The organism is Curtobacterium sp. 1544, from assembly GCF_040544915.1.
In the GTDB taxonomy this organism is placed as follows: Bacteria; Actinomycetota; Actinomycetes; order Actinomycetales; family Microbacteriaceae; genus Curtobacterium; species Curtobacterium pusillum_C.
Window position 1 is genome coordinate 1 of record NZ_JBEPKX010000025.1, and the last position, 23740, is coordinate 23740.

A 23740-nucleotide genomic window follows, 5' to 3' on the forward strand; every position below is an offset into this window, starting at 1 on the left:
GGGGGGGGGTCCGCCGCCGGCCGGGCGTGGGTGGGGGGGGGGGGCCCCCCCCCCCCGGGGGGGCCCCCCCCGGGCCCTCCCCCCCCCCCGTGGGACGGGGGGGGGGGGGGGGCCCGGCGGCCCCCCCGCCTCCAGTCCGTCACGGGTCGCGCGTTGTCGACGGAGCAGCAATCGTCGGGTCGCGCGTCGGCACCCGACGATCGCTGCTCACTCGAGGTCAGCGCGCCGCCCCGCGTTCCGCAGGATCTCGTAGCGGTGCATCGTCACGCCGTTGTCGAAGCGGCGCTGCTCCAGCAGCTCGAGCTGCAGCGGCTCCCGGATCGCGTCGGCGGGGGAGTCGAACAGCGGCCGGCCGGCGCCGAGGACGGCCGGGTGCGTGAAGAGCAGGAGCTCGTCGAGGAGCCCGGCGGCGAGCAGCTGCGTGGCGACGTCCGCGCCGCCGACGCCGATGTCGCCCTCGGACTCCTGGCGCAGCTCGGCGAGCCGGGCGATCGCGTCGTCGCCGTAGATCGTCGTGTTGTGGTCGGCGGCCGTCCGGGAGCGTGAGACGAGGATCTTCGGCTGCTCGGTCCAGATCTCGCCGTACTCGCGGAGGTAGTCGGGCAGCGACTCGTCGGTCCGGGCGTCGGGCCAGAACGGGTCCATCATGTCGTGGATCACGCGACCCTCGACGCCCATCGTCATCGCCCTCGCCCGCTCGTTGAAGAAGCGGTGGAGCTGCTCGTCGATGCGGATCCAGTCCGGGCCGCCGAGGTCGTGGTGGTCCCCGGCCCGGGCTTCGATGAAGCCGTCGAGCGAGATGTTCATCCAGTACACGAACCGTGCGGGCATCGCTGACTCCTTCGTCGGGCCGGTCCGGCAGGTCGGGCCGGCCGGGCCGGTCGGGCAGGCCGGGCAGGTCGGGCCGGTCGGTGGCGTCGAGGGTACGCCACCGGCCGGCCGACGGGTCAGCGCACCTGCGGGTCGTCGATCGCCCAGTACCAGGCGTTGTCCGCGTCCGTCAGGGCCCACTGCACCCGGACCTGCTTCGCGCCGGCGGGGACGGTCACCGGCACCGAGGCGGTCTGCGCGATCTGGTCCGACCCGTACGAGGCGACCTGCCGGAAGGCACCGCCGTCGAACGAGACGAGCACGGTGGCTCGCTGCGTGCCGTCCTGCCGGTAGTGGTTGCCGAACGACACCGTCGCCGAGGTCTTGCCGGCCACCGAGTACGGCTGCGACGTGATGCGCGAGTCGAACGTCCCCGTGTGGGGCTTGTCCGCCCACTCGTCCGAGTCCGCGACGGCGAAGACCCCACGTTCGCGGACGTTGGTCTCGCGGGACTGGTCGCGCTGGGACTGCGTCCAGAACTCGTCGGTGGTCAGGCTCCAGCCCGCCCACTCCGTCACGCCGCCCGTGCCCATGCCGGTGTTGTCGACGCTCCACCCGGACGGCATGCTGTGCGTCCACCCGAGGGTCCCGGCGGGGATGCCGGTCTCGTCGACGCGTGGCCGCAGCACACCGACCATGGTGTCGAACGGGTCGGTCGAGACCGTCGCCAGCGGACGCCCGTCGAGGTCCGCCGGTCGTGCGACCCCGAACGTCGCGAGGACGTCGGCCGCGATGTCCACGTTCTTCGGCCGGATCGCCGGGGTCTGCTTCGCTATGCCGGGGCCGGTCTTCAGGATGAACGCCGACCGCTCCGCCGGGGTGCTGCCGCCGTGACCGCCTGCGTCGGTGTGCCCGTGGTCGGCGGTCACGATGAACGACCAGCGTTCGGACGAGTACGTGGGACGGGACTGCACGGCGGCGCGGAGCTGCCCGACGTAGCCGTCGACCTCGGCGATCGCGTCGAGGTACTGCTGCGACGCGGCGCCGTACGAGTGGCCGGCGTGGTCGACGTCGTCGAAGTGCACGAAGGACGCGTTGGGACCGGTGGTCCGCAGGGTCGAGACGGCCTTCGCCGCGGCGTCGGCGTCGCTCGACGCGGCGTACCGCTGGTCGACGGTCTGGACGAGCGGCGTGCCGACGGAGCCGTCGACGATGGGGTTCCAGCTGGCGTCCGCGTAGGTCGTCAGGGTACTGTTCGCCCGCTCGAGCCGGGTGAGGAAGTCGGGGCGTCGGCCGCGGCGATCCGGTCGAGCAGCGCGCCGTCGATGCCGATCACGACGACGTGCTCGGCGCTGGTGGCCGCGGCGGCGGTCGGCGTGGCCGGAGCGGGTGCCGCGGCGACGGCGGTGCCGCCGACGAGAGCGGTCGCGGCGACGGTGACCGCCGCGACGGCGAGGGGGATGGTCGTTCTGGTGCGCAAGGTCGAGGCCTTTCTCGAGGTCGGACGAGCCGCCAGACCATCGGGGCCGCGTGACGGCGGGCGTTCGGCCCGGCACCCCTCCGACGAACGCCCGGTGAACCGGCACCCGCACCTGTCCGGACAGGTTGGCGCTCGCCGCCCGACCGGTGTTACCGTGCCCTCGACAGCGCCTAGGGTTCCGGGACACACCGTCCGTCTGGTCCGAGCGGCGCCACGGCCCGCCGCCGAGTGCGGACCGTCATCTGAACGGACAAAAGCCTGGAGGACCTGGTCCCGACGCGCCGCGCGCCGGGCGGAAGGTCCTGCCCGTGTCGTCGTTCGCCGTCCTCCTCGTCCTCGCCGCCGCCGTGGCGCACGCCGCCTGGAACGTCATCGCCCACGGGGTGAGCCGGATCGGGATGCCGTTCCTGTGGCTCGGCGCCGTCTCGAGCGTCGTCGTGTGGATCGGGGTCGTGCCGTTCACCGGGGGCCTCGGCACCGGGACCGTGCCTGCGTTCCTGCTCGGCATCGTCGTCTCGGCGCTCCTGCACGTGGCGTACATGCTCGTGCTCCAGCGCGGGTACCGGGTCGGCCGGCTGTCCACGGTGTACGCGACGGCGCGGGGGACCGGGCCGACGATCAGCGTGGTGCTCGCGGTGACGCTGCTCGGGGAGCGGCCCTCGTGGCTGTCGCTCGTCGGCGGGCTGCTCGTCCTCGTCGGCGTCGTGGCCGTGGGCCTCGCCGACGCCGGGGCGGATCCCGGAGCCGTTGCCTCCGGTTCTGTTCCCGTGGTGGCCCGTCCACGCCGTCGCATCGACCCCGGCATCGTCGCCGGACTGCTCACCGGTGTGGCGATCGCGGCGTACACGATCTGGGACGCGCACTTCGTCCGCGGCGGAGCGGCACCGGTGGCGTTCATGGTCGGGTGCACCGCGGTGGAGGCGGTTCTGTTCGGCGCGCTCCTCGGCCGCCGACGTCGCGAACTCCTGCCCGTCCTCCGCGCGCACTGGGGCCGGGTGCTCGCGTTCGGGGTGCTCTCGCCGCTGTCCTACATCCTCGTGCTCGCCGCCATCACGATCGCGCCGGTCGCCCTCGTCGCGCCCATGCGTGAGGTCAGCGTCGTCCTCGTGAGCGTGTTCGGCGCGCTCGTGCTCCGGGAGGGTCGCGCGACGACGCGCATCGCGGCGTCGGTCGTGGTGCTCGCGGGGATCGCGCTGCTCGCGATCTGACGCGCGGTGCGCGTGCCGCGCCGCGCGCGGCGGGCGGCTCCGGCTCGCAGTGTGCGGGGTTCCGTGCGCGGTGCGAGCCGTGCGCGATGCCACGGTGCGCGGAACCTCGCACAGTGCGCCGTGCGTGCCCTGGTGGTGCGTGTGGTCGGTCTGGAGGCGCGTGGCGGCGCCGCGCCGTGCCTCCAGTCCGTAGTGTGCGAGGTTCCGTGCGCGGTGCGAGCCGTGCGCGGTCGTCGGCTCCCGACGCGCGGTTCCGCTGGGTGGGTGACCGGGTGACGGCCTGGAGGCGCGGGGCGGGGCCGCCACGTGCCTCCAGGCCGGTGGGTCGGTGCGTGCGTGCGTTCCGGCGCTACGCGCCGTCGGGCTCGGTGAGCGCGGCGGCGTAGGCGCGGACCGAGCGGTTGTAGCGGGGGAGGGTGGGCTCGACGGCCTCGATCGCGATGCGGAGCGCCTCGTCGTGTCGGCCGGCGCTGTGCAGGGCGAGTGCGAGGAACACCCGCGGGGCGGCGCCCGTCGACGGGTGGGCGGGTGCGTCCCGGAGCATCGCGATCGCCTCGTCGACGCGGTCCAGGTTCCGGAGCGTCGACGCGTGCTGCACCACGAGCCGCGCGGCGCGGTCGGGGTCGACCTGCGCGAGGCCTGCGGCGGTGGCAGCGGTGTAGTGGACGTCGGCCTCGGCCTCGTGGCCGGCGGAGTCGAGCGACCCGCCGAGTTCGAACGCACCGAGGGCGGGGTGCGGGGCGGCCTCGGCGAGCTCGCGCATGCGGTCGATGCGCGTGGTGTCGTCGATCGTGTCGTCCGCCCAGAGTGCTGCGACCCGGGCTTCCCAGTCGGTGGCGGTCATCCGGACACCGTAGCGGGGCGGCCCGCGTCTCGTCCCGGTCGCGGCGCGTGAGCCTCCCGCGGGAGCACCGGGACGGAAAGCGCTTCTTCCCAGTCGCCGCAGTGTGGAAAGCGCTTGCGGCAAAGTCTTGTACAACGTCGTAATCGCGGTTACGGTGGGCGGCGTTGGCCAGCAGGACCGTCAAGGGAGATGGATACCGTGAAGGACACGACGACATCGTCGCGGGGGATCGCATGAGCGCGATCGGGGAGCTCCGCGCGCTCCGCGGCTCAGGTGACCGCAGAGCGCAGAACAAGGACAACGTCGCAGCCGCGATCTTCCTCGCACCGTGGTTGATCGGGCTCGTCGCGATCACGCTCGGGCCGGTGCTCGCGTCGCTCTACCTGGCGTTCACCAACTACAACCTGCTGCAGACGCCGTCGTTCACCGGCACGGCGAACATCGAACGGATGCTGCAGGACTCCAACCTCGGGAGCTCGCTCACCGTCACGCTGGTGTACACCGTCATCTCGGTACCGCTGCAGTTGGCCGTCGCACTGGCGATCGCCGTGCTGCTCGATCGTGGGTTGCGGGGGCTGTCCTTCTACCGCTCCGTCCTCTACCTGCCCTCGCTCCTCGGCAGCAGCGTGGCGATCGCGGTGCTCTGGCGTCTGGTGTTCGGCGGCGACGGCCTGCTCAACGCGTTCCTCGCGATGTTCGGGATCACGGGGCCGTCCTGGATCGGGTCACCGAACACGGCGCTCGGCACGCTCATCCTGCTGCACGTCTGGACCTTCGGGGCGCCGATGGTGATCTTCCTCGCCGGTCTCCGGCAGATCCCGCGCATGTACTACGAGGCAGCCTCGACCGACGGTGCCGGGAGCTGGCGACAGTTTCGGTCGATCACGTTGCCGCTGCTCAGCCCGATCGTGTTCTTCAACCTCGTCCTCGGGATCATCGGCGCCTTCCAGTCCTTCACGCAGGCCTACGTGATCTCCAACGGTTCCGGCGGGCCGACGAACTCGACGCTCTTCATCACGCTCTACCTCTACCAGAAGGCGTTCGGCAGCCTGCAGATGGGCTACGCGTCAGCGATCGCGTGGCTCCTCCTGCTCATCGTCGGCGCCGCCACCGCGCTCAACTTCTGGGCCTCGAAGTACTGGGTCTTCTACGATGACTGATTCCACGACCGCACTCCGTCCGAACGAGTCCGCGACGCCCGCAGAGCCGCCCGTCGCCGGGACACCGCACCCGACGGCGCCGGGAGGCCGCACCGGCCGGCAACGACTGGTGAGCGTGGGCAAGCACACGCTGCTCATCGTGCTGAGCCTCGTCATGCTCTACCCCGTGCTGTGGATGGTGGTCAGCTCCCTCCGCCCCGACGGGCACATCTTCGACAACCCTGGACTCGTCCTCGACACGTTCGCGGCGAAGAACTACACGACCGGATGGAGCGCGTTGCAACGGCCGTTCGGCGTGTACCTGCTGAACTCCGCGGTCATCGTCGTCGGCGCGATCATCGGCAACCTCATCAGCTGCTCACTCGCCGCCTACGCGTTCGCCCGACTGAGCTTCCGGTACAAGCGGATCGCATTCGCAGCGATGCTCGTGACGATGATGCTCCCCATCCAGGTGCTGATCATCCCGCAGTACGTCATCTACTCGCAGCTCGGCTGGATCAACACGTTCCTGCCCCTCATCGTGCCGAAGTTCCTGGCCACCGACGGCTTCTTCGTGTTCCTGATGGTGCAGTTCATCCGCGGGATCCCCCGGGAGCTCGACGAAGCCGCGCGGATCGACGGCGCCGGGCACGCGCGGATCTTCTTCCAGCTCATCCTCCCGTTGATGAAGCCCGCCCTCGCGACCGCCGCGATCTTCACCTTCATCTGGACCTGGAACGACTTCTTCAGCCAGCTCGTGTTCGTCACCGAGCCGGACAAGTACACCGCGTCCGTCGCGTTGCGGCAGTTCATCGACCCGACCGGGCAGTCCGACTTCGGAGCGCTGTTCGCGATGAGCGTCGTGACCCTCGTGCCGGTGTTCCTCGCTTTCCTGTTCGGCCAGCGGTTCCTCCTCCGGGGCATCGCCACCACCGGAGGCAAGTGATCCGGCGTCAGCGACGACGCCGCCCTCGCCTCCACCTCCATCACGCACACACCTAAGGAATCTCATGAAGCACCAGCCAGCAGCACGGTTGCGAGCGAGGATCATCGGCGCCGTCGCGATCGCGGCAGCGTCGGCGCTCGCGGTCAGCGGATGCGCCACCGGCAACGGCGGCGGCGACGCCGAGTTGAGCAAGGACCCCGTCACGATCTCCCTCAACTGGTGGGGCGCCGGCGCGCGGGTCGAGTCCACGGAGGCCGCGGTGAAGCTCTTCGAGAAGGAGCACCCGAACATCACGGTCAAGATGCAGTCCACGGACTGGGGGAGCTACTGGGACAAGCTCGCGACGACGGTCGCCGGGGGCAACCCGCCGGACGTCATGCAGTTCGACCAGGTCTACGTCGCCTCGTACGCCCAGCGTGGAGCGATCGCCGACCTCGGCCAGTACGACAAGTTCCTCTCGACCTCGGACCTCACGAAGAACGTCCGTGCCACCGGCGAGTACCAGGGCAAGCTGTACGCCGTACCGATCGGCCTCAACTCGATCGGGGTCGCGATCAACAAGTCCGTGTTCGAGGAGTACGGCGTGCCGGTGCCCGACGAGTCCTGGACCTGGGACGACCTGAACGCCACGGCGAAGGAACTCACCGAGAAGTCGGACGGCAAGGTCAAGGGACTCGATCCGTTCGGTGGCGACACCCCCTCGCTGACCCTGTGGGCACGACAGCACGGCAACCAGCTGTTCGACAAGAACGGGAAGGTCGTGCTCAAGCAGTCCGTGCTCGCCGACTACTGGAAGTACGCGCTCGCGCAGATCAAGGACGGCGTGACCCCGAGCGCGTCGCAGCTGGCCGAGGGCACGAACGCGGCGCTGGACCAGTCCGACATCGCGACGGGCAAGGTCGGGATGACCTTCATCCCCTCGAACCTCAGCGCGTACCAGGCAGCTGCACCGTCGCAGAAGCTCGACATGCTGCCCTTCCCGGCGGCGAAGGACGCGGAGAAGGGCTGGCAGTACCTGAAGTCGTCGATGTACTGGTCGATCTCCAGCAAGTCGAAGCACCCCGCCGAGGCAGCCGAGCTCATCGACTTCCTGACGACGAACACGAAGGCCGGCACGCTGTTCGGCGCCGAACGCGGTCTGCCCGCCAACCCGGCGTTCCAGAAGGCGATCGCGCCGGACCTCAGCCCCTCCGACACGATCGTCATGGACTACATCAAGAAGGTCACCGCCGAGTCCGGCGAGCCGGCTCCGATCACCCCGGTCGGCGGGCAGGACGCCGACACCCTGCTCGCGCAGATCTGGCAGAACGTGCAGTTCGGCAAGACGACGCCCGAGGACGGTGCCGCGCAGTACATCTCGCAGCTGAAGAAGGCCCTCAGCGACGCAGGCTGACGGTCGGGGCGGGAACGGCAGGGCACACGCGCGTGCGCCCTGCCGTTCTGCGGTCGTCAGCGGCCGTCAGCGATCGTCGCGCGGAACGAGCGGACGAGGGGGATCCCCGGGCGGACGAGTGCCGGCTCGCTCCAGGCCAACGCGGACCCGATCGCCGGGTACTCCGCGGCACGGACGAACCACGGGTCGCGGTGGTCGAGCGCCTCGAGGCGGATCGTCGCGGGTGCGCCGTCGAACGCGGCCGACCACTCGACCCACGGCGCGACCGACCCGTGCACGGCGTCCTCGCCGATGGCGTCCGCCGTCCGCACGGCGATGTCCGCGCAGGCCGGGAAGCGCCAGAAGAACCCGCCGTAGCCGGCTCCGACGCGACCGTTGCTGCCCGGGCCGCCGAGGTGGACGACGGCGTCGCCGGGCGTCCGGAACGACGACGACCACGTCAGCTCCCACCCCTGTTCGACGGCACGCCAGGCGAGCGAACGGTCCTCGTGGAGTGCGACGGCTCGGTCGGGGCCGCGCCAGACGACCTCCTGCTGCAGCGAGTGTCCGTGCAGCTCGGCGTGCGGCACGTCGGCGCTGCCGTGGTCGGCTCGCCAGACGTAGCCCTGTCCGTGCACGTACGTCCGGCCGCCCCAGCAGTTCACCCCGTCGAGGTCCGGGATCGCGAAGCCGACACCGCAGTGCCAGTCGTGGTCCGGCGGGTGGTGGGCGCTCACCGTCGCGCCGCCGAGCGTCCGCACGGGGTGCAGGTACGGGCGCGGGGACGACGACGGGACGGTGCCCGCGCCGTCGAGCACCGTCGCGACCCGGGTGCCGTCGACGACGAGTTCCTGCAGGACTTCGTCACGGGCGGTGTGCGCCCACGGGGCACCGACCTCGGAGAACAGGGCGCGCTGCTCTGCGGCCCGGTCGACGATGGCCTCGACGTCCGCGACGAGGGGCCGGCGCTCGGGGCCGTCGCCCTCCCACGTCACCCAGGGGTGGTCGATCTGCACCGGCTCGGTCGTGCGGACGGCCTCGAGCACCTCGACGAAGGCACCGGTCGACCCCAGCGGCACAAGGAGCTCGACGCCACGCGACCGGTGCGCCAGCAGGTTCTCGAGCAGGTCCGTCCGTCCGAGGTCCCGTGTGAACCCGTCGACGGTGACCTCGTCGGTCGTGTAGCCGAGGACAGCCGTTCCCGTCGTGCCACGGACCCGCACGGAGGGCAGGACCTCGGCCGGCGCACACAGGGTGAGCGCCGCGGTCGCCTCGAGCCCGGCCGTCGTGGTGACCCGGACGGCCGAGGTGTCGTCGCCCTCGATCGCGTTCGCCCGGTACAGCTCGACCTCGACACGGGCGACCTGGTCGGCACTGCGGCAGTCGACCAGCGCCAGTGCGGTGGCCACGGCGTGCGCGAGCGGGTTGGTGACGACGCCGTCCAGGACGTCCACTCCGTCGACCCGTCGACGTCCGGCCCACGCGGAGCGGTCCCAGTACGCCTGGTTCCGGGTCCACGCGCCGACGGCGGCGGCGGAGCGGACGGCTCCGACGAGCTCTCCGGAGCGGAACGCCGGGATCGCGTGCGACCCGAGGCTCTGGAACCCGACCTGGACCACGCGACCGGTCCGGTGCGCGGCGTCGAGCAGGGTCGCGAGCGCGGCGCGCGTGGTCACCGGGGGCTTCTCGAGCAGGACGTCCGCGCCGGCCTCCAGGGCAGCGAGTGCCAGCGGCAGGTGCGCACCGATGGGAGCGGCGATGACCACGACGTCGACCGGGCCGAGATCCACAGCGGCGGCGACGTCGGCGACCACCGGGACACCGCCGTCCGTCTCGGCGCCGAGGGTCGGGTCGACGACCGCGGTGAGCTCGCACGCACCAGCGGCGACGAGTCGGTCGATGTTCGCTCGGTGGTGCTGGCCGAAGCCGCGCGCGCCGACGAGCACGACGGCCGGCACGCGCTTCGTGTGGTCCATGCCGGTCACGCTAGCAAGCGCTTTCCAGATCAGCCATCCCGCAGTGGTGGCTCCACGCTGTGACCGCGACGGGCGGGGCGGAGGCGAGCCGTGCCTCCAGTCCGCTCGGTATCCTCGCCACGGACCGCGTGGTGCGCGGACGGAACGGGAGGCGCGGCATGCCGGAGCGGAACAGCGTCACCTTGGCGGACGTGGCCAAGCGAGCGGGCGTGTCGCTCGCGACCGCCTCGCGCGCGCTCAACGGCAGTGCGCGGACGGTGCGCCAGGACTCGCTCGACCGGGTGCACGCGGCGGCGCTCGAGCTCCGCTACAGCGCCAACCTCCAGGCGCAGGCGGTCGCTCGCGGGACGACGACCACGCTCGCCCTCGTCGTCGGGGACATCGCCGACCCGTACTTCGCGGGGATCGCGGCCGGAGCCATCCGCGCCGCAGGCGAGGCGGGGCTCGTCGTGACGATCACCTCGACCGAGGGCGACCCAGCGCGTGAGGCCTCGGTGCTGGGCGTCGTCTCGGGGTTGCGGCCGCGGGCGGTCGTGCTCGCCCTGAGTCGACGGCTCGGTGCTTCCGACGAGGTCGCGGCTGCCGTGTCCGGGCTCGTCGCCGCGGGCGCGGGGGTCTCGGCGCTCGTGTCCGACCTGGTCGGTGCGGACCCGGTCGGTGCGGACCCGGTCGGTGCCGACCTCGTCGGTGCCGACCCGGACGCCGAGGGCGTGGAGGGTGTCCGAGGCGTGCAGCCCCTCGTGATCCGGAACCGCAGCGGTGCCGCCGCGCTCGCCGGGGCGCTCGTCGAACAGGGCCACGAGTCGTTCGCCCTGCTGGCGGGCGATCCGCAGCTCGTCACCGCTCGCGCCCGGGTGGACGGATTCGTGGCCGGGCTGGCGGCTCACGGCGTCGGGGTTCCGGACGGAGCGATCGTGCCGTCGGAGTTCTCGCGGGACGGCGGGTACCGGGCGATGTCGTCGCTGCTCGACGCTGCCGCCGCCGGTGGTCCTGCGTTGCCGCGGTGCGTGTTCGCCGTCACCGACCTGATGGCGGTCGGCGCGCTCGCGGCGATCCGGGACCGCGGGCTCGTGCCGGGGGCAGACGTCGGCGTGGCCGGGTTCGACGACGTCCGGATGCTGGCCGACGTCGTGCCGGCGCTGAGCACGGTGCGGTTGCCACTCGAGGAGATCGGGGCGCGGGCGGTGCGGCGGGCACTCGGGGTGGAGACCGACGGTGCCGTCGACGGCGAGGTCGTGCTGCGCGCGAGCACGGCGCGGTAGGCCGGGCCGGGTCGGGTCGGGGTGTCCTCGAGAGGACACAAAACGTCGCGCTCGGCGTCCGGCTGCGGCAGTTTGTGCGCTGTCAGTGGAGGTGAGCGGCGTGTTGTGCCCTCTCGGTGCGCGCCCGCGCCGAACGCACACGACCGAACACGCGCGTGCGGTCGGCGACACCCGTGGTGTACCGTGCCGGTAAGCGCTTTCCCGCACGACCGGGGAGCGGGCACAGCGAGCAAGGGAGCACGCGTTGACCACGCGCACCATCGGCATCATCATGAACGGCGTCACCGGGCGCATGGGCTACCGCCAGCACCTCGTCCGGTCGATCCTGGCCATCCGCGACGACGGCGGGCTCCCGCTCCAGGACGGTACGAGGCTGCAGGTCGAACCGATCCTCGTCGGCCGCAACGCCGCGAAGCTCGAGGAGATCGCCAGGCGCCACGGCATCGAGCACTGGACGACCGACCTCGACGCCGCTCTCGCCGACCCCCGCTGGGACGTCTTCGCCGACTTCGCCGTCACGAGCGCCCGTGCCGATGCCCTGCGGAAGGCGATCGCCGCCGGCAAGGCGGTCTACACCGAGAAGCCGACGGCCGAGACCTCCGCCGAGGCCCTCGAACTCGCCGGACTCGCAGCCGCGGCCGGTGTCCCGAACGGCGTCGTGCACGACAAGCTCTACCTGCCCGGCCTCCGCAAGCTCCGGCGCCTGATCGACTCCGGCTTCTTCGGGAAGGTCCTCAGCGTCCGTGGCGAGTTCGGCTACTGGGTGTTCGAGGGGGACTGGCAGACCGCGCAGCGGCCGAGCTGGAACTACCGCAAGCAGGACGGCGGCGGCATCGTCGTCGACATGTTCCCGCACTGGAACTACGTCCTCGAGCAGCTCTTCGGCCGCGTCGAGTCGGTGTACGCCCGCGCGGTCACCCACATCGAGGAGCGCACCGACGAGCAGGGCTCGGCGTACGAGGCCACTGCCGACGACGCGGCCTACGGCGTGTTCGACCTCGCGGGCGGCATCACGGCGCAGATCAACTCGAGCTGGGCGGTGCGCGTCGACCGTGACGAACTCGTCGAGTTCCAGGTCGACGGCACCGACGGCAGCGCGGTCGCCGGGCTGTTCGGCTGCCGGATCCAGCCGCGGACGGCGACACCGAAGCCGGTGTGGAACCCGGACCTCAAGGACGAGCGGGACTACCGCGGGCAGTGGCTCGAGGTCCCCGACAACGAGGAGTTCGGCAACGGCTTCCGGGCGCAGTGGGAGGACTTCCTGCGCGACCTCGTCGCCGGTCGCCCGCACCCGTACGACCTGCTGTCCGGTGCCCGTGGCGTGGCGCTCGCGGAGGCCGGTCTGCGGTCGAGCGCCGAGGGCCGACGCATCGACCTGCCGGAGCTGGCGCTGCCCACCGGGGCCGAGCCGCGCCTCCAGGCCGACAGCGCCGACAGCGCCGACAGCGCCGTCAGCGCCGTCGGCGCGGAACGCACCGACACGGCGGACCGCACCGAGACCGTCGGGGCACGCGCATGAGCACGCTGACCCTCCTCGCACCCGACGGCACGACCAGCCGGGTCGACCTGCGCGAGCCGGCCGTGACGGCTGCGGAGAGGCCGACCGCCCCGCTCACCGAGCGCGTGGTCTACGCCGCAGCCCACGTCGTCCCGCGCGCCGCCGCCGACAACACGCCGGGCGCCCCGGCCGACCTCGACTGGGACGCCACCCTGGCGTTCCGACACCACCTCTGGTCGTGGGGTCTGGGTGTGGCGGACGCGATGGACACCGCGCAGCGGAACATGGGGCTCGACCCGGCCGCCACCCGCGAGCTCATCACGCGCAGCGCTCGCGAGGCGCAGTCCGTCGGCGGCCGGATCGTCGTCGGGGTGAACACCGACGATCTGCCGGACGAGACAGCCGCCGAACCGGAGATCGTCGACGCCTACGTCCGGCAGCTGCACCACGCCGAGGACGCCGGCGCCGGGGTCGTGCTCATGGCGAGCCGGCACCTGGCCCGCCTCGCTGACGGCGATCCCGCCACCTACCGCCGCGTGTACCGCGCGGTCATCGAGCGCGCGGGTGCCCCGGTCGTCCTGCACTGGCTGGGGGAGGCGTTCGACCCCGCCCTCGCCGGCTACTTCGGCGGCCTGCAGGGCCCCGACACCGTGCTCGACATCACGGGCGACGCCGGGTCGAAGGTCGCCGGCATCAAGATGAGCCTGCTCGACGCCCGTGCCGAGGTCTCCCTCCGATCCCAGCTGCCCGCCGGCGTCCGGATGTTCACGGGCGACGACTTCCACTACGTGGACCTCATCGCCGGGACCGACCGGACGCACTCCGATGCCCTGCTCGGGGCGTTCGCCGCGGTCGCGCCGATCGCGTCGGCCGCCGTCCGGGCCCTCCCCGACGAGGCGGCGTACCGCGCCCTCCTCGGGCCGACCGAGGCCCTGTCCCGCCACGTCTTCAGCGCCCCGACCTGGCACTACAAGACCGGCATCGCGTTCCTCGCGTGGCTGAACGGCCACCAGCCAGCCTTCGCCATGGTCGGCGGCCAGCACGCCGGCCGCTCACTGCCGCACCTGTCCGAGACGGTGCGGCTCGCGAACGCCTGCGGCGCGCTCGAGGACCCGTCGCTCGCCGCGTCGCGCTGGCACGACCTGCTCGCGCTGGCAGGGGTGCCGGTGTCTGCCGGGAGGCGCGGCTCGGCACCCGCCGACCGCCCGCTCTCCGGGGCGGTCGCGTGAGTACGCCCACGGTCCGTGCCACGCGGGACGGGGCGGTCCCGGGCACCGGACTTCCGCACCCGCGGCTGTCGATCAACCAGGCGACGATCAAGTACGCCTCGCTGCGGGATGCCCTGCACACCGTCCGCGCCGCCGGTGTCCAGGCGATCGGCACGTGGCGGGAGCCCGTCGCCGAGGTCGGGCTGACCGAGGCCGTGCGGATGGTCGCCGACTCCGGGCTCCGGGTGTCGTCGCACTGCCGCGGCGGCTTCTTCACCCTCCCGCCGGGCGCCGAACGGCTGCGGGCGCTCGACGACAACCGCCGGGCGATCGACGAGACCGCGGCGTTGGCGGGCGCCGGGGCTGATGGTTCCGCCGCCGTGCTCGTGCTCGTCGCCGGGGGACTGCCCGAGGGGTCCCGCGATCTGGTCGGTGCCCGCGGTCGTGTCGCGGACGCCCTCGCCGACCTCGTCCCGCACGCGCTCGACGCCGGCGTGCAGCTCGCCGTCGAACCGCTGCACCCGATGTACGCCGCCGACCGGGCCGTCGTGTCGACCCTCGCGCAGGCGCTCGACCTCGCGGCGCCGTTCCCGGCAGCGGCCGTCGGGGTCGTCGTGGACACGTTCCACGTCTGGTGGGACCCGGCACTCTCGGCCTCGGTGGCCCGCGCGGGCGCTGCGGGTCGGATCGCGAGCTACCAGGTCTGCGACTGGACGACGCCGATCGCCGCCGACCCGCTCCTGTCGCGGGGCGTGATGGGGGACGGGCACATCGACTTCGGGCCGGTGACCGCTGCCGTGACCGCGGCGGGCTACACCGGCGACGTCGAGGTGGAGATCTTCAACCAGGCCGTGTGGGACGCCCCGGCGGCGGAGGTCGTCGCCCGGGTCGTCCGGGCGTTCGCGTCCGAGGTGCCCCTGCCCCGCTGAGGTCCGCCGACCTCGCACCGTGCGAGGTCACGCGCAGTGTGCGAGGTTCCGCTCGTCGTGCGAGGCGCGGGGCATCGCACGGTGCGCGGAACCTCGCACACTGGCGAAGCGCCGGCCGGCCGCGCCTCGCACGGTACGGGGTCAGGTGCGCCGGGCGAGCACCACGCTGTCGAGCACCTCGTGCGGCGCACCCTCGGGCGTGGTCGCCGTGCGCGGGCGGAGCTCGGCGGCGAGGACATCCCACCCGTCGTCGAGGTCGAGGGCTGTCAGGTCCTCCTCCGGCGTCGGGAACCGGTACGTCCGCAGCTCCTCGGGCAGGTCGCCGTGCGGCGGTGCGGCGTGGGCCGTCACGAGCAGGTGCCCGCCCGACCCCACGAACCCGGCGGCCCGGCGCAGGATCGCCGCCCGCGGGATCTGCACCGGCCACGACTGCAGGAACGAGGCCGTCACCAGGTCGAAGCGTGCCGCGGTGTCCCACGAGTCGAGGTCCGCTGCGACGAACGCCGTCCGGTCTTCCACGCCCGCGGCGACGGCCGCTCGGGAGCCGCGCGCGATCGCCGTCACGGACAGGTCCACCCCGGTCGCGTCCCACCCCTGCTGGGCGAGCCACACCACGTCGCCGCCCTCCCCGCACCCGAGGTCGAGCGCGCGCCCCGTCGGCAGCGAGGACGCGACGTCGGCGAGCACCGCGTTCACCCGGCCCGACCAGATGCCGTCGCGCTCGGCGTAACGGGCCTCCCACCAGGCGCGGGCGGTCGTGTCGGTCGACTCCTGGTGCGTGTGCATGGCGTCACTCCACCGCATCCCGCGCGCGCTGGACAAGAACCGTTGCCGATCCGGCAACGCCCGGGCCCGACGGGGTGAACGGCAGGGTGAGCCGGGGGACACGTCCCGATCGCCAGCGCGCTGCCGATCGGCTCCTCGGCCGCACGACATGAGGGGGACGGGTGTCCCCCGTTCGAGGGGCACACTGCCAGGTGCGCGTAACCGGCCGGTCACTCCGCATGCACGAGCAACCGTCAACATCGAACGATCACCGCACGGCACCGCTGCACCGCACCGTACCCGCACCACTGCAACGCCATTCGTCACGCCTGAACCAGGGGAAGGCCCGACATGACGTCCACGGACACGGTGGTCGACGCACGCAACGCGTCGACCACGAACAGCACGGATCAGGAGTCCCGGCCACCGGCGGCCGTGCGGGGGCAGCAGTACCTCCCCGCCCCGCCCACCGACCGCGAGAAGTACTGGTACATGGGTGCTCAGCACCGCTGGATGCTCTTCGCCCAGGCCGCAGCGTTCGCCCTCATCGCGTCGAGCATCTGGCGGTTCTCGACGTCCGCTCCGGGGCTGCTGCTGTTCCTCATCCCGACGACGCTGTACTGCCTGACGCTGTGCATCTCGCTCACCACGAGCTCCCGGCGCAAGCGCTTCGGCAAGCGCGACCACATCGAGCGCGTCCGGAGTTGGCAACCGGGCCGGTACCCGACCGTGGACGTGTTCCTGCCCACGGCGGGGGAACCGATCGCGATCCTCGAGAACACCTACCACTGGGTGGCGCAGCTCCACTGGCCGACGACCCTGACGGTGTACGTGCTCGACGACGGGGACCGGCCCGAGGTCGCCGAGCTCGCCCGCCGCCACGGCTTTCGGTACGAAGTGCGACCGAACCGCGGCCACCTCAAGAAGGCCGGCAACCTCCGGCACGGCTACGAGCAGTCGGACGGGGACCTCATCGCCGTGTTCGACGCCGACTTCGTGCCGCGCGCCGACTACCTGTACGAACTGGTCCCGTACTTCGACGACCAGGAACTCGGCATCGTGCAGTCGCCGCAGTTCTTCGACGCGCAGAAGGGCATGCACTGGCTGCAGCGCACCGCCGGCGCGACGCAGGAGCTCTTCTACCGCTGGATCCAGCCCGCCCGGGACCGCTCGAACGCCGCGATCTGCGTCGGTACGTGCGCGATCTACCGTCGCGCGGCCCTCGAGCGGGCCGGTGGCTTCGCCCAGATCGGGCACTCGGAGGACGTCCACACCGGCGTGAACCTCATGCGTGTCGGGTTCCTGGTGCGCTACGTGCCGATCCTCGTGTCGAAGGGCATGTGCCCCGACGACCTCGCCTCGTTCCTCAACCAGCAGTACCGCTGGTGCACGGGTTCGATGTCACTCCTCGCCGACACGACCTTCCACGAGAACCCGCACATCAGCCTGCGGCAGCGCATGTGCTTCTGGTCGGGGTTCCTCTACTACATCTCCACCGCGGTGAACGTGTTCCTGTCGCCCCTGCCCGGGCTCGTGATGCTGTTCGGGTTGCCGCAGTGGATCATGCCGCAGAACTCGGTGTGGCTCCTCGGCGCGATGGTGATGTGGCTCGTGGTCGTCCCGATCATGTACAAGTCCCGGTGGCGCATCGACGTCCTGCGGATCCAGACGCTGTACTCGTTCGCCCACGCCGTCGCGATCGTGCACGTCCTCACCGGCAAGACGCGCGAATGGGTGCCGACCGGTGCCGCGAAGAAGGTCACCACACCGCTCGGCACGCAGATCGCCCGGGTGATGCGCATCACCGTCACCGCTTCGCTCCTCGTCACGTGGACGGGGCTCGCCTGGGCAACCGTCCGGTACGGGTTCGACGTGCTCTGGGCGATGTGGATCCTCGCCGCGATCCACGCCTACGTGCAGGTCCCGATGCTGTTCCTGTCGGTCCCGACGGCGCCGAAGCGGGTCCCGCGGTCGCCGGTGGTGACCCCGTCGACACCGGTCGGCTCCCTGCCGGAGCCGAGCCGCGCCTCCAGTCCGACACCTCCTGCATACGGTGAGCGGCTGGACCCGGTCGCGCTCGCCGCGACCGCCGCCCCGGTCGAGGAACCGGTGCAGGCCGAGCGTCCGCAGGCCGCTGGGCCGCGCCGTTTCCGGCCGGACATCCAGGGGTTGCGGGCGATCGCCGTGCTGCTCGTGGTCGTCTACCACACGGGTGCGCCCGTCCTGACGGGCGGGTACGTCGGGGTCGACGTCTTCTTCGCGATCTCGGGCTTCCTCATCACCGGGCAGCTCCTGCGCGAGGTCGAGCGGAACGGCCGCATCGACTTCGGGTCCTTCTACGCCGGTCGCATCCGACGGTTGCTGCCCACGGCGCTCCTCGTGATCGCCGTCACGGTGGTCGCGACGCGGGTGTTCGACTCGATCCTCCGGGCGTCGAACGTCGCGTGGGACGGCGTCGCGGCGACGTTCTTCGCACTGAACTACCGGCTCGCCGCACAGGGCGTCGACTACCAGGCGGCGGACGGCCCGGCGTCGCCGCTCGAGCACTTCTGGTCGCTCGGTGTCGAGGAGCAGTTCTACCTGCTCTGGCCGCTCGTCCTCACCCTGGCGATCGTGCTCTGGAAGCGCCACCGTCGCCTGGCGATGACCGCGGTCGTCGCGCTCGTGTTCGGCGGGTCGATGTGGGCGTCCGTCACGATCACGGCGCACGACTCACCGCTGGCCTACTTCTCGATGCAGACCCGCGCGTGGGAGCTCGCCGCCGGGGCGTTCCTGGCGCTCGGTGCCCGGTACCTCGCCCGGATCCCGGGCGTGCTCCAGATCGGTCTGACCTGGCTCGGCCTCGGCGCGATCCTGGCGAGCGCGTTCGTGTACTCCGACGAGACGCCGTTCCCCGGCACCGCCGCACTGCTGCCGGTCCTCGGTGCCTGCGCGGTCATCGCCGGCGGTGGCGCCTACCGTCGCGGCTCCGTCGAGACCGTGCTGCAGCTGAAGCCGTTCCAGGCGATCGGCAAGGTGTCGTACGGCTGGTACCTGTGGCACTGGCCGATGGTCGTCCTCGTCCCGGTGATGGTGAACCGCGACCTCGGCTGGCTCGAGAAGCTCGAGGTGATGGCGGTCGCGCTCTGGGTCGCCACGGTCACGTACCACCTGATCGAGTCGCCGTCGGCGCGTGCCCGGTGGAAGCGGATCCGCTGGGCCGCGATCGGAGCGGGCGCAGCGGCCGCGACGACGGCGACCGCGGTGGTGGTCGTGTTCTCCGTACCGGCGCTCGTCGGCAGCGGCGGCACGGTGCAGGCCGCACAGCTCGACCAGGGCGACTCCGCCGAGATCCAGGCGACGATCCGGTCCGCGCTCCGGACCTCGGACGTGCCGGCGAACCTCACCCCGAGCCTCACCGCCGCGGCCGACGACCAGCCGGACTCCACGGACGACGGCTGCCACGCGGGCTACCTGCAGATCGAGCAGAAGGCGTGCGTGTACGGGGACCCGACCGGCTCCCGCACCGTCGTGCTGTGGGGCGACTCGCACGCGCAGCAGTGGCTGCCCGCGTTCGACGCCGCCGGCAGGTCCGAGGGCTGGAAGGTCGTCGCGTGGACCAAGGCCGCGTGCCCGGTCGCCCAGGACGTCGAGCTGTTCAACTCCTCGCTGAAGCGCACCTACACGGAGTGTCCGGAGTGGCGCGACGCCTCCATGCGGCGGATCGAGGCCCTCGCCCCGGACCTCGTGGTGATGGCCCAGTCGGACAACGTGCCCGGCAAGCAGGTGTCGAACACCACGTGGGCGGACGGCACCGCCGAGACCGCGGCCACGATGCAGGCCGCCGGCCTCAGGACCGTGTACATGCTCGACACCCCGGTACCCGAGGGCGATGCGGTGTCCTGCGTGGCCGAGCACCTCGACACCGTGGGGGAGTGCAACCAGTCCGAGCAGCGGGCCTACGCGGTGTCCGGACGGCACGAGGACGTCGCGGACACGGTGCGGGCGGCCGGGGTCCCGACCGTGGAGCCGCGCGACTGGTTCTGCACCGAGGACGGGTGCCCGGTGGTGGTGCAGGACAAGCTCGTGTACCGCGACCAGACGCACATGTCGACGGCGTACTCGGCGTGGCTCGAGCCGCTCGTGGCGCCGCTGCTGCGCACGTAGGCGGCCGGCCGGGCGCCGGGCGGCCGGCCCCGCGAAAGCGACAGTCTGCCGCGGAGATTCCGCAGCAGGCTGTCGCTCTCGCGGGATCGACGGTCGGGCGCGGTGGCAAGATGTCGCTTTCGCGGGTCGAGGGAGCCGTGCCGGTGGCCCGCCCCGTGTCAGTCGGCCGGGCCCGCGTGTTCGATGCGGGCGCTCGCCGTCGCCATGTGGTCGTCCATCGCCCGCTGCACGGCGAGGACGTCCCCGGCGCGGAGTGCGTCGAGGATCGCCCGGTGCTCCTCGTACGCCGCCTCGGTCGCCTGGCGGGTGCGGACACGACGGCCGACCCACACGCTGAGCATCGAGCGGAGGCTCTGCAGCAGGTCGGCGAGGACGTCGTTCCCGGCCGAGCGCGCGAGCAGGACGTGGAACCGGACGTCGGCGTCGATGAAAGCGTCCGGGTCGTCGAGCGTCTCGTGCTGTCGGTCGATGTAGGTCTGGAGCTCCTCGAGCTGCGCGGGCGTCGCACGCTGGGCGGCGAGGATCGCGGCCGTCCGTTCGAGCGAGGACCGGATCTCGAGCAGCTCCCGCGTGCGGTTCGACGCGAGCATGAGCCCCCACGACAGGGTCGTCGGCAGCAGGTCCGACGTGCCGCCCTGCAGGTACGTGCCGGAACCCGGCCGGATCTGCACGATGCCGAGGATCTCGAGGGCGGCCAACGCCTCGCGCACGGCGGACCGCCCGACGCCGAGCCGTTCGGCCAGGAGCCGCTCGGAGGGCAGCCGCGAACCAGGGGCCAGTTCGCCCGCGGTGAGCAGGGAGACGAGCTGTCGGGCGACCTCGGAGGCGGGCGACCCCGCGGGCACCGACTCGAGTTCGAGTCGGATGTTGAGCGGGTCGTCCGGGCTGAACGCGGGCATGCAGTGAGCGTACCGTTCGGTCAACCGGTTCGGCCTCGATCCGTTTGGTCAACCGGTTGACAACTTCTGGACGACCGCGCACACTGGTCCGTGCGCACCGATGCGCCACCTCCGTGCCCGGCGCAGCAGCCCCGCGGAGCACCACCCCACCGAGCAGGAGTCATCGTGGACATCCCCGCCACGCGAGGCATCCCCACCTCGGTCGTCGAGAAGACGGCCATCCGCAAGATCGCGATCCGCATCGTGCCGTTCGTTGCACTGATGTTCTTCATCAACTTCCTGGACCGCACCGCGATCTCCTTCGCGGCCCCGAACGGCATGGAGGCGGACCTCGGTCTGACCGCCGCCCAGTTCGGCTTCGCGTCCGGCGTGTTCTTCATCGGCTACCTCGTGCTCGAGGTTCCGTCCAACCTGGCGCTCCACAGGTTCGGCGCCCGGGTCTGGCTCGCCCGCATCATGATCACGTGGGGCATCGTCTCGCTGCTGTTCACGTGGGTGCAGAACTACCCGCAGCTCGTCGGCCTGCGCTTCCTGCTCGGCATCGCCGAGGCCGGGTTCTTCCCCGGCGCGATCCTGTTCCTGTCCACCTGGGTCCCGGCACGCCACCGCGGCAAGATGCTCGCGCTCTTCTACCTGGCGCAGCCCCTCACCAGCGTCATCGGATCGCCGCTCGCCGGCTGGTTGATGACCCACGAGGGCATGCTCGGCGGCCTGGCCGGCTGGCGCTTCATGTTCCTCTGCGTCTCGATCCCGGCGATCATCGTCGGCATCCTGTGCCTCTTCGTGCTCAAGGACAAGCCGTCCCAGGCGAAGTGGCTCGACGAGGACGAGAAGCTGTGGCTCGAGGGCGCCCTCGCGAAGGAGAACAGCCAGAAGGAGGGGAACGCACACGGCAAGGGGGGCCTGCGCGCCGCCTTCGGTTCCGGTCGTGTCTGGATGCTCGCCGCCGTGTACTTCGGCTTCATCTACGGCCTGTACGCGCTGAGCTTCTTCCTGCCGACCATCATCGACGGCTTCCAGGAGCAGTTCGGCACGACGTTCGACCTGTTCCAGAAGGGCCTCATCACGGCGATCCCGTACGTGCCCGCCGCCGTGGTGCTCTACTTCTGGTCGCGTGACGCCTTCCGCCGCGGCGTGCGGGTGTGGCACATCGCGGTCCCGGCGCTCGTCGGCGGTCTGAGCATCCCGGTCGCGCTCTACATGAACAGCCCGGCCGCCACGGTCGCCGTCATCGCGATCACCGCGTGCTCGATCTTCGCCGCGCTGCCGAACTTCTGGACCGTGCCGACGCAGTTCCTCACCGGTGCCGCAGCGGCCGCGGGTGTCGCGCTCATCAACACCGTCGGCAACCTCGGCGGCTTCGCGGCCCCGTACATCACGGGTGCCGTCAGCGAGTGGACCGGCGGCTACCAGGTCCCGATGTTCATCGTCGGCTTCTTCATGGTCCTGTCGAGCGTCCTGATGTTCACGCTCGCCCGGAACACCAAGCAGCACGAAGCGGCCGAACCGCAGCAGACCGTCCAGGAGACCACCGCATGACCCGCCTGTTCAACGACCCCGCCGACTTCGCCGACGAGATGGTGGACGGCTTCGTCGCCGCGAACCAGTCCCGGGTGCGGAAGGTGCACGGCGGTGTGGCCCGCGCCACGACCAGCCCCGAGGGCACCGTCGCACTCGTCGTCGGCGGCGGCTCCGGCCACTACCCGGCGTTCGGCGGCCTCGTCGGGCACGGGCTCGCGGCCGGTGCGGCGATGGGCAACCTGTTCGCCAGCCCGAGCGCGCAGCAGGTCACCGCGGTCGCGAAGGCATCAGAGCACGGCGGCGGGGTCCTGCTGAGCTACGGCAACTACGCCGGCGACGTGCTCAACTTCGACGCCGCGGCACACGCCCTGACCGCAGCGGGCATCGAGGTCCGCACGGTCCGCGTGACCGACGACGTCGCGAGCGCCCCGAGCGCCGAGGCCCACAAGCGCCGCGGCATCGCGGGTGACCTCTGCGTCTTCAAGGTCGCCGGTGCCGCCGCCGAGCAGGGCCGCAGCCTCGATGACGTCACAGCCGTCGCCACCCGCGCGAACGACCGGACGCGCAGCTTCGGCGTCGCCTTCTCCGGGTGCTCGCTCCCCGGTGCGGACGAACCCCTCTTCACCGTCCCCGAGGGCCGCATGGCGATCGGGATGGGCATCCACGGCGAACGCGGCATCGACGAAGCCGACGTCCCCACCGCGTCCGGACTGGCCGACCTGCTCGTCGACGAGCTGCTCACCGAGCTGCCGTCCGGTGTCGCCGTCGACGGGGCGCGCGTCGTCCCGATCCTCAACGGCCTGGGCAGCGTCAAGTACGAGGAGCTCTTCGTCGTCTTCGGTGCCGTCCAACGCCGGCTCCGGGAAGCGGGCGTCGAGATCGTCGAGCCCGAGGTCGGCGAGCTCGTCACGAGCTTCGACATGGCCGGGGTCTCCCTCACCCTCTTCTGGCTCGACGACGAACTCGAGCAGCTCTGGGCCGCGCCCGCCGACAGCCCCGCCTACCGCAAGGGCGGTGCCGTCCCGCAGGAGCGCGTCGCAGCCGAGACCCTCGCAGCCGACGAGCAGGCACCGATCACGCCGGGCTCCGAGGAGTCGCAGGCGTCGGCCGCCCGCGTCGCGGCGGCGATCACCGCCGTCCGCGCCACCATCGATGCCCACGCCGACGAGCTCGGCCGGATCGACGCGGTGGCGGGCGACGGCGACCACGGCATCGGCATGCAGCGGGGGTCCACCGCCGCCGACGCGGCCGCGCAGGACGCCGCCGCGCGCGGCGCCGGCGCGGGTTCCGTCCTCACCGTCGCCGGCGATGCGTGGTCCGACAAGGCCGGCGGCACGTCCGGTGCCATCTGGGGAGCCGCCCTGGAGGCACTGGGTCGCGTCCTCGGGGACGACCAGCGTCCGTCGGGTGCCACCGTCGCGCAGGCCGTGCACGCTGCCGCCGAGGCCGTCCTGGCCTTCGGGGCCGTCCCCGGTGACAAGACCATGGTCGACGCACTCGTCCCGTTCGACGAGGTGCTCACCGCCCGCACCGCGGCCGGCGACGACCTGGTCACCGCCTGGTCCGCCGCCTCCGCCGCCGCCACAGCGGCGGCGGACGCCACCGCCGACCTGCTGCCGCGGATGGGCCGCGCCCGCACCCACGGTGAGGACGCGGTCGGCACCCCCGACGCCGGCGCGATCTCGTTCGCCCTCATCACCGCCGCGGTCCTCGCGACACTGGCCGAGAAGTAAGGAA

General features: G+C 72.0%; 18 protein-coding genes. 11 read left to right on the forward strand and 7 right to left on the reverse strand.

The features are described 5' to 3' along the window. Window positions 1-207 precede the first annotated feature (207 nt). The 3 genes from ABIC61_RS13715 to ABIC61_RS13725 all read right to left on the reverse strand — a co-directional run bounded on the left by ABIC61_RS13715 (window position 208) and on the right by ABIC61_RS13725 (window position 2290). Window positions 208-831 carry a dihydrofolate reductase family protein gene (locus ABIC61_RS13715; RefSeq protein WP_354030347.1) on the reverse strand — a complete coding sequence of 208 codons (624 nt, stop codon included), beginning with the start codon at window positions 829-831 and terminating at the stop codon, window positions 208-210. A gap of 116 nt (window positions 832-947) precedes the next feature. Next, window positions 948-2057: an alkaline phosphatase family protein gene (locus ABIC61_RS13720; protein ID WP_354030386.1), complete on the reverse strand. Its 1110-nt coding sequence runs from the start codon at window positions 2055-2057 to the stop codon at window positions 948-950. Further along, window positions 2054-2290 (reverse strand): hypothetical protein, encoded by a 237-nt coding sequence (locus tag ABIC61_RS13725; RefSeq protein WP_354030390.1) that lies wholly within the window; start codon window positions 2288-2290, stop codon window positions 2054-2056. Before ABIC61_RS13725 ends, ABIC61_RS13720 begins: the two co-directional genes overlap by 4 nt. Window positions 2291-2598: 308 nt before the next feature. On the opposite strand from ABIC61_RS13725, the gene ABIC61_RS13730 reads away from it, so the two are divergent. Beyond that, window positions 2599-3498: an EamA family transporter gene (locus tag ABIC61_RS13730; RefSeq protein ID WP_354030348.1), complete on the forward strand. Its 900-nt coding sequence runs from the start codon at window positions 2599-2601 to the stop codon at window positions 3496-3498. A gap of 349 nt (window positions 3499-3847) precedes the next feature. On the opposite strand, the gene ABIC61_RS13735 is transcribed toward ABIC61_RS13730, so the two are convergent. Beyond that, window positions 3848-4342: a tetratricopeptide repeat protein gene (locus tag ABIC61_RS13735; RefSeq protein ID WP_354030349.1), complete on the reverse strand. Its 495-nt coding sequence runs from the start codon at window positions 4340-4342 to the stop codon at window positions 3848-3850. Window positions 4343-4575: 233 nt separating this feature from the next. Between ABIC61_RS13735 and ABIC61_RS13740 the strand changes: the two genes are divergently transcribed. The 3 genes from ABIC61_RS13740 (at window position 4576) to ABIC61_RS13750 (ending at window position 7820) form a co-directional block, all read left to right on the forward strand. After that, complete coding sequence (locus tag ABIC61_RS13740; protein WP_354030350.1) at window positions 4576-5502, forward strand: carbohydrate ABC transporter permease; 927 nt, start codon at window positions 4576-4578, stop codon at window positions 5500-5502. Next, the gene (locus ABIC61_RS13745) at window positions 5495-6427 is read left to right on the forward strand and encodes a carbohydrate ABC transporter permease (RefSeq protein WP_502908812.1); all 933 of its coding nucleotides are present in this window, start codon (window positions 5495-5497) and stop codon (window positions 6425-6427) included. Before ABIC61_RS13740 ends, ABIC61_RS13745 begins: the two co-directional genes overlap by 8 nt. A gap of 64 nt (window positions 6428-6491) precedes the next feature. Beyond that, on the forward strand, window positions 6492-7820 hold the full coding sequence (locus ABIC61_RS13750; RefSeq protein WP_354030351.1) for an ABC transporter substrate-binding protein: 1329 nt from the start codon (window positions 6492-6494) through the stop codon (window positions 7818-7820). Window positions 7821-7876: 56 nt separating this feature from the next. On the opposite strand, the gene ABIC61_RS13755 is transcribed toward ABIC61_RS13750, so the two are convergent. Then, a complete protein-coding gene (locus tag ABIC61_RS13755; protein ID WP_354030352.1) occupies window positions 7877-9775 on the reverse strand; it encodes a DUF6807 family protein in 1899 nt (632 codons plus the stop codon). Window positions 9776-9834: 59 nt separating this feature from the next. Here ABIC61_RS13755 and ABIC61_RS13760 point away from each other — a divergent pair, with 59 nt between their 5' ends. From ABIC61_RS13760 to ABIC61_RS13775, 4 genes are all read left to right on the forward strand, one after another. After that, the gene (locus tag ABIC61_RS13760; RefSeq protein ID WP_354030353.1) at window positions 9835-11037 is read left to right on the forward strand and encodes a LacI family DNA-binding transcriptional regulator; all 1203 of its coding nucleotides are present in this window, start codon (window positions 9835-9837) and stop codon (window positions 11035-11037) included. A 271-nt stretch (window positions 11038-11308) separates the two neighbouring features. Then, the gene (locus ABIC61_RS13765) at window positions 11309-12556 is read left to right on the forward strand and encodes a Gfo/Idh/MocA family protein (protein WP_354030388.1); all 1248 of its coding nucleotides are present in this window, start codon (window positions 11309-11311) and stop codon (window positions 12554-12556) included. After that, window positions 12553-13764: a DUF993 family protein gene (locus ABIC61_RS13770; protein ID WP_354030354.1), complete on the forward strand. Its 1212-nt coding sequence runs from the start codon at window positions 12553-12555 to the stop codon at window positions 13762-13764. The genes ABIC61_RS13765 and ABIC61_RS13770 overlap by 4 nt, the downstream gene beginning before the upstream one ends. Then, the gene (locus tag ABIC61_RS13775) at window positions 13761-14672 is read left to right on the forward strand and encodes a sugar phosphate isomerase/epimerase family protein (RefSeq protein ID WP_502908813.1); all 912 of its coding nucleotides are present in this window, start codon (window positions 13761-13763) and stop codon (window positions 14670-14672) included. The genes ABIC61_RS13770 and ABIC61_RS13775 overlap by 4 nt, the downstream gene beginning before the upstream one ends. Before the next feature lie 141 nt (window positions 14673-14813). Here ABIC61_RS13775 and ABIC61_RS13780 read toward each other — a convergent pair whose 3' ends face one another. Continuing rightward, window positions 14814-15458 carry a class I SAM-dependent methyltransferase gene (locus ABIC61_RS13780; protein ID WP_354030355.1) on the reverse strand — a complete coding sequence of 215 codons (645 nt, stop codon included), beginning with the start codon at window positions 15456-15458 and terminating at the stop codon, window positions 14814-14816. Between the two features lie 330 nt (window positions 15459-15788). On the opposite strand from ABIC61_RS13780, the gene ABIC61_RS13785 reads away from it, so the two are divergent. Next, entirely contained in the window at window positions 15789-19583 is a 3795-nt protein-coding gene (locus ABIC61_RS13785; RefSeq protein WP_354030356.1) for an SGNH hydrolase domain-containing protein, read from the forward strand. Between the two features lie 158 nt (window positions 19584-19741). Here ABIC61_RS13785 and ABIC61_RS13790 read toward each other — a convergent pair whose 3' ends face one another. After that, window positions 19742-20482 carry a FadR/GntR family transcriptional regulator gene (locus tag ABIC61_RS13790; protein ID WP_079238696.1) on the reverse strand — a complete coding sequence of 247 codons (741 nt, stop codon included), beginning with the start codon at window positions 20480-20482 and terminating at the stop codon, window positions 19742-19744. Window positions 20483-20647: 165 nt separating this feature from the next. Here ABIC61_RS13790 and ABIC61_RS13795 point away from each other — a divergent pair, with 165 nt between their 5' ends. Both ABIC61_RS13795 and ABIC61_RS13800 read left to right on the forward strand, forming a co-directional pair. Next, a complete protein-coding gene (locus ABIC61_RS13795; RefSeq protein WP_354030357.1) occupies window positions 20648-22021 on the forward strand; it encodes an MFS transporter in 1374 nt (457 codons plus the stop codon). After that, window positions 22018-23736 carry a dihydroxyacetone kinase family protein gene (locus ABIC61_RS13800; RefSeq protein WP_354030358.1) on the forward strand — a complete coding sequence of 573 codons (1719 nt, stop codon included), beginning with the start codon at window positions 22018-22020 and terminating at the stop codon, window positions 23734-23736. Before ABIC61_RS13795 ends, ABIC61_RS13800 begins: the two co-directional genes overlap by 4 nt. Window positions 23737-23740 lie beyond the last annotated feature (4 nt).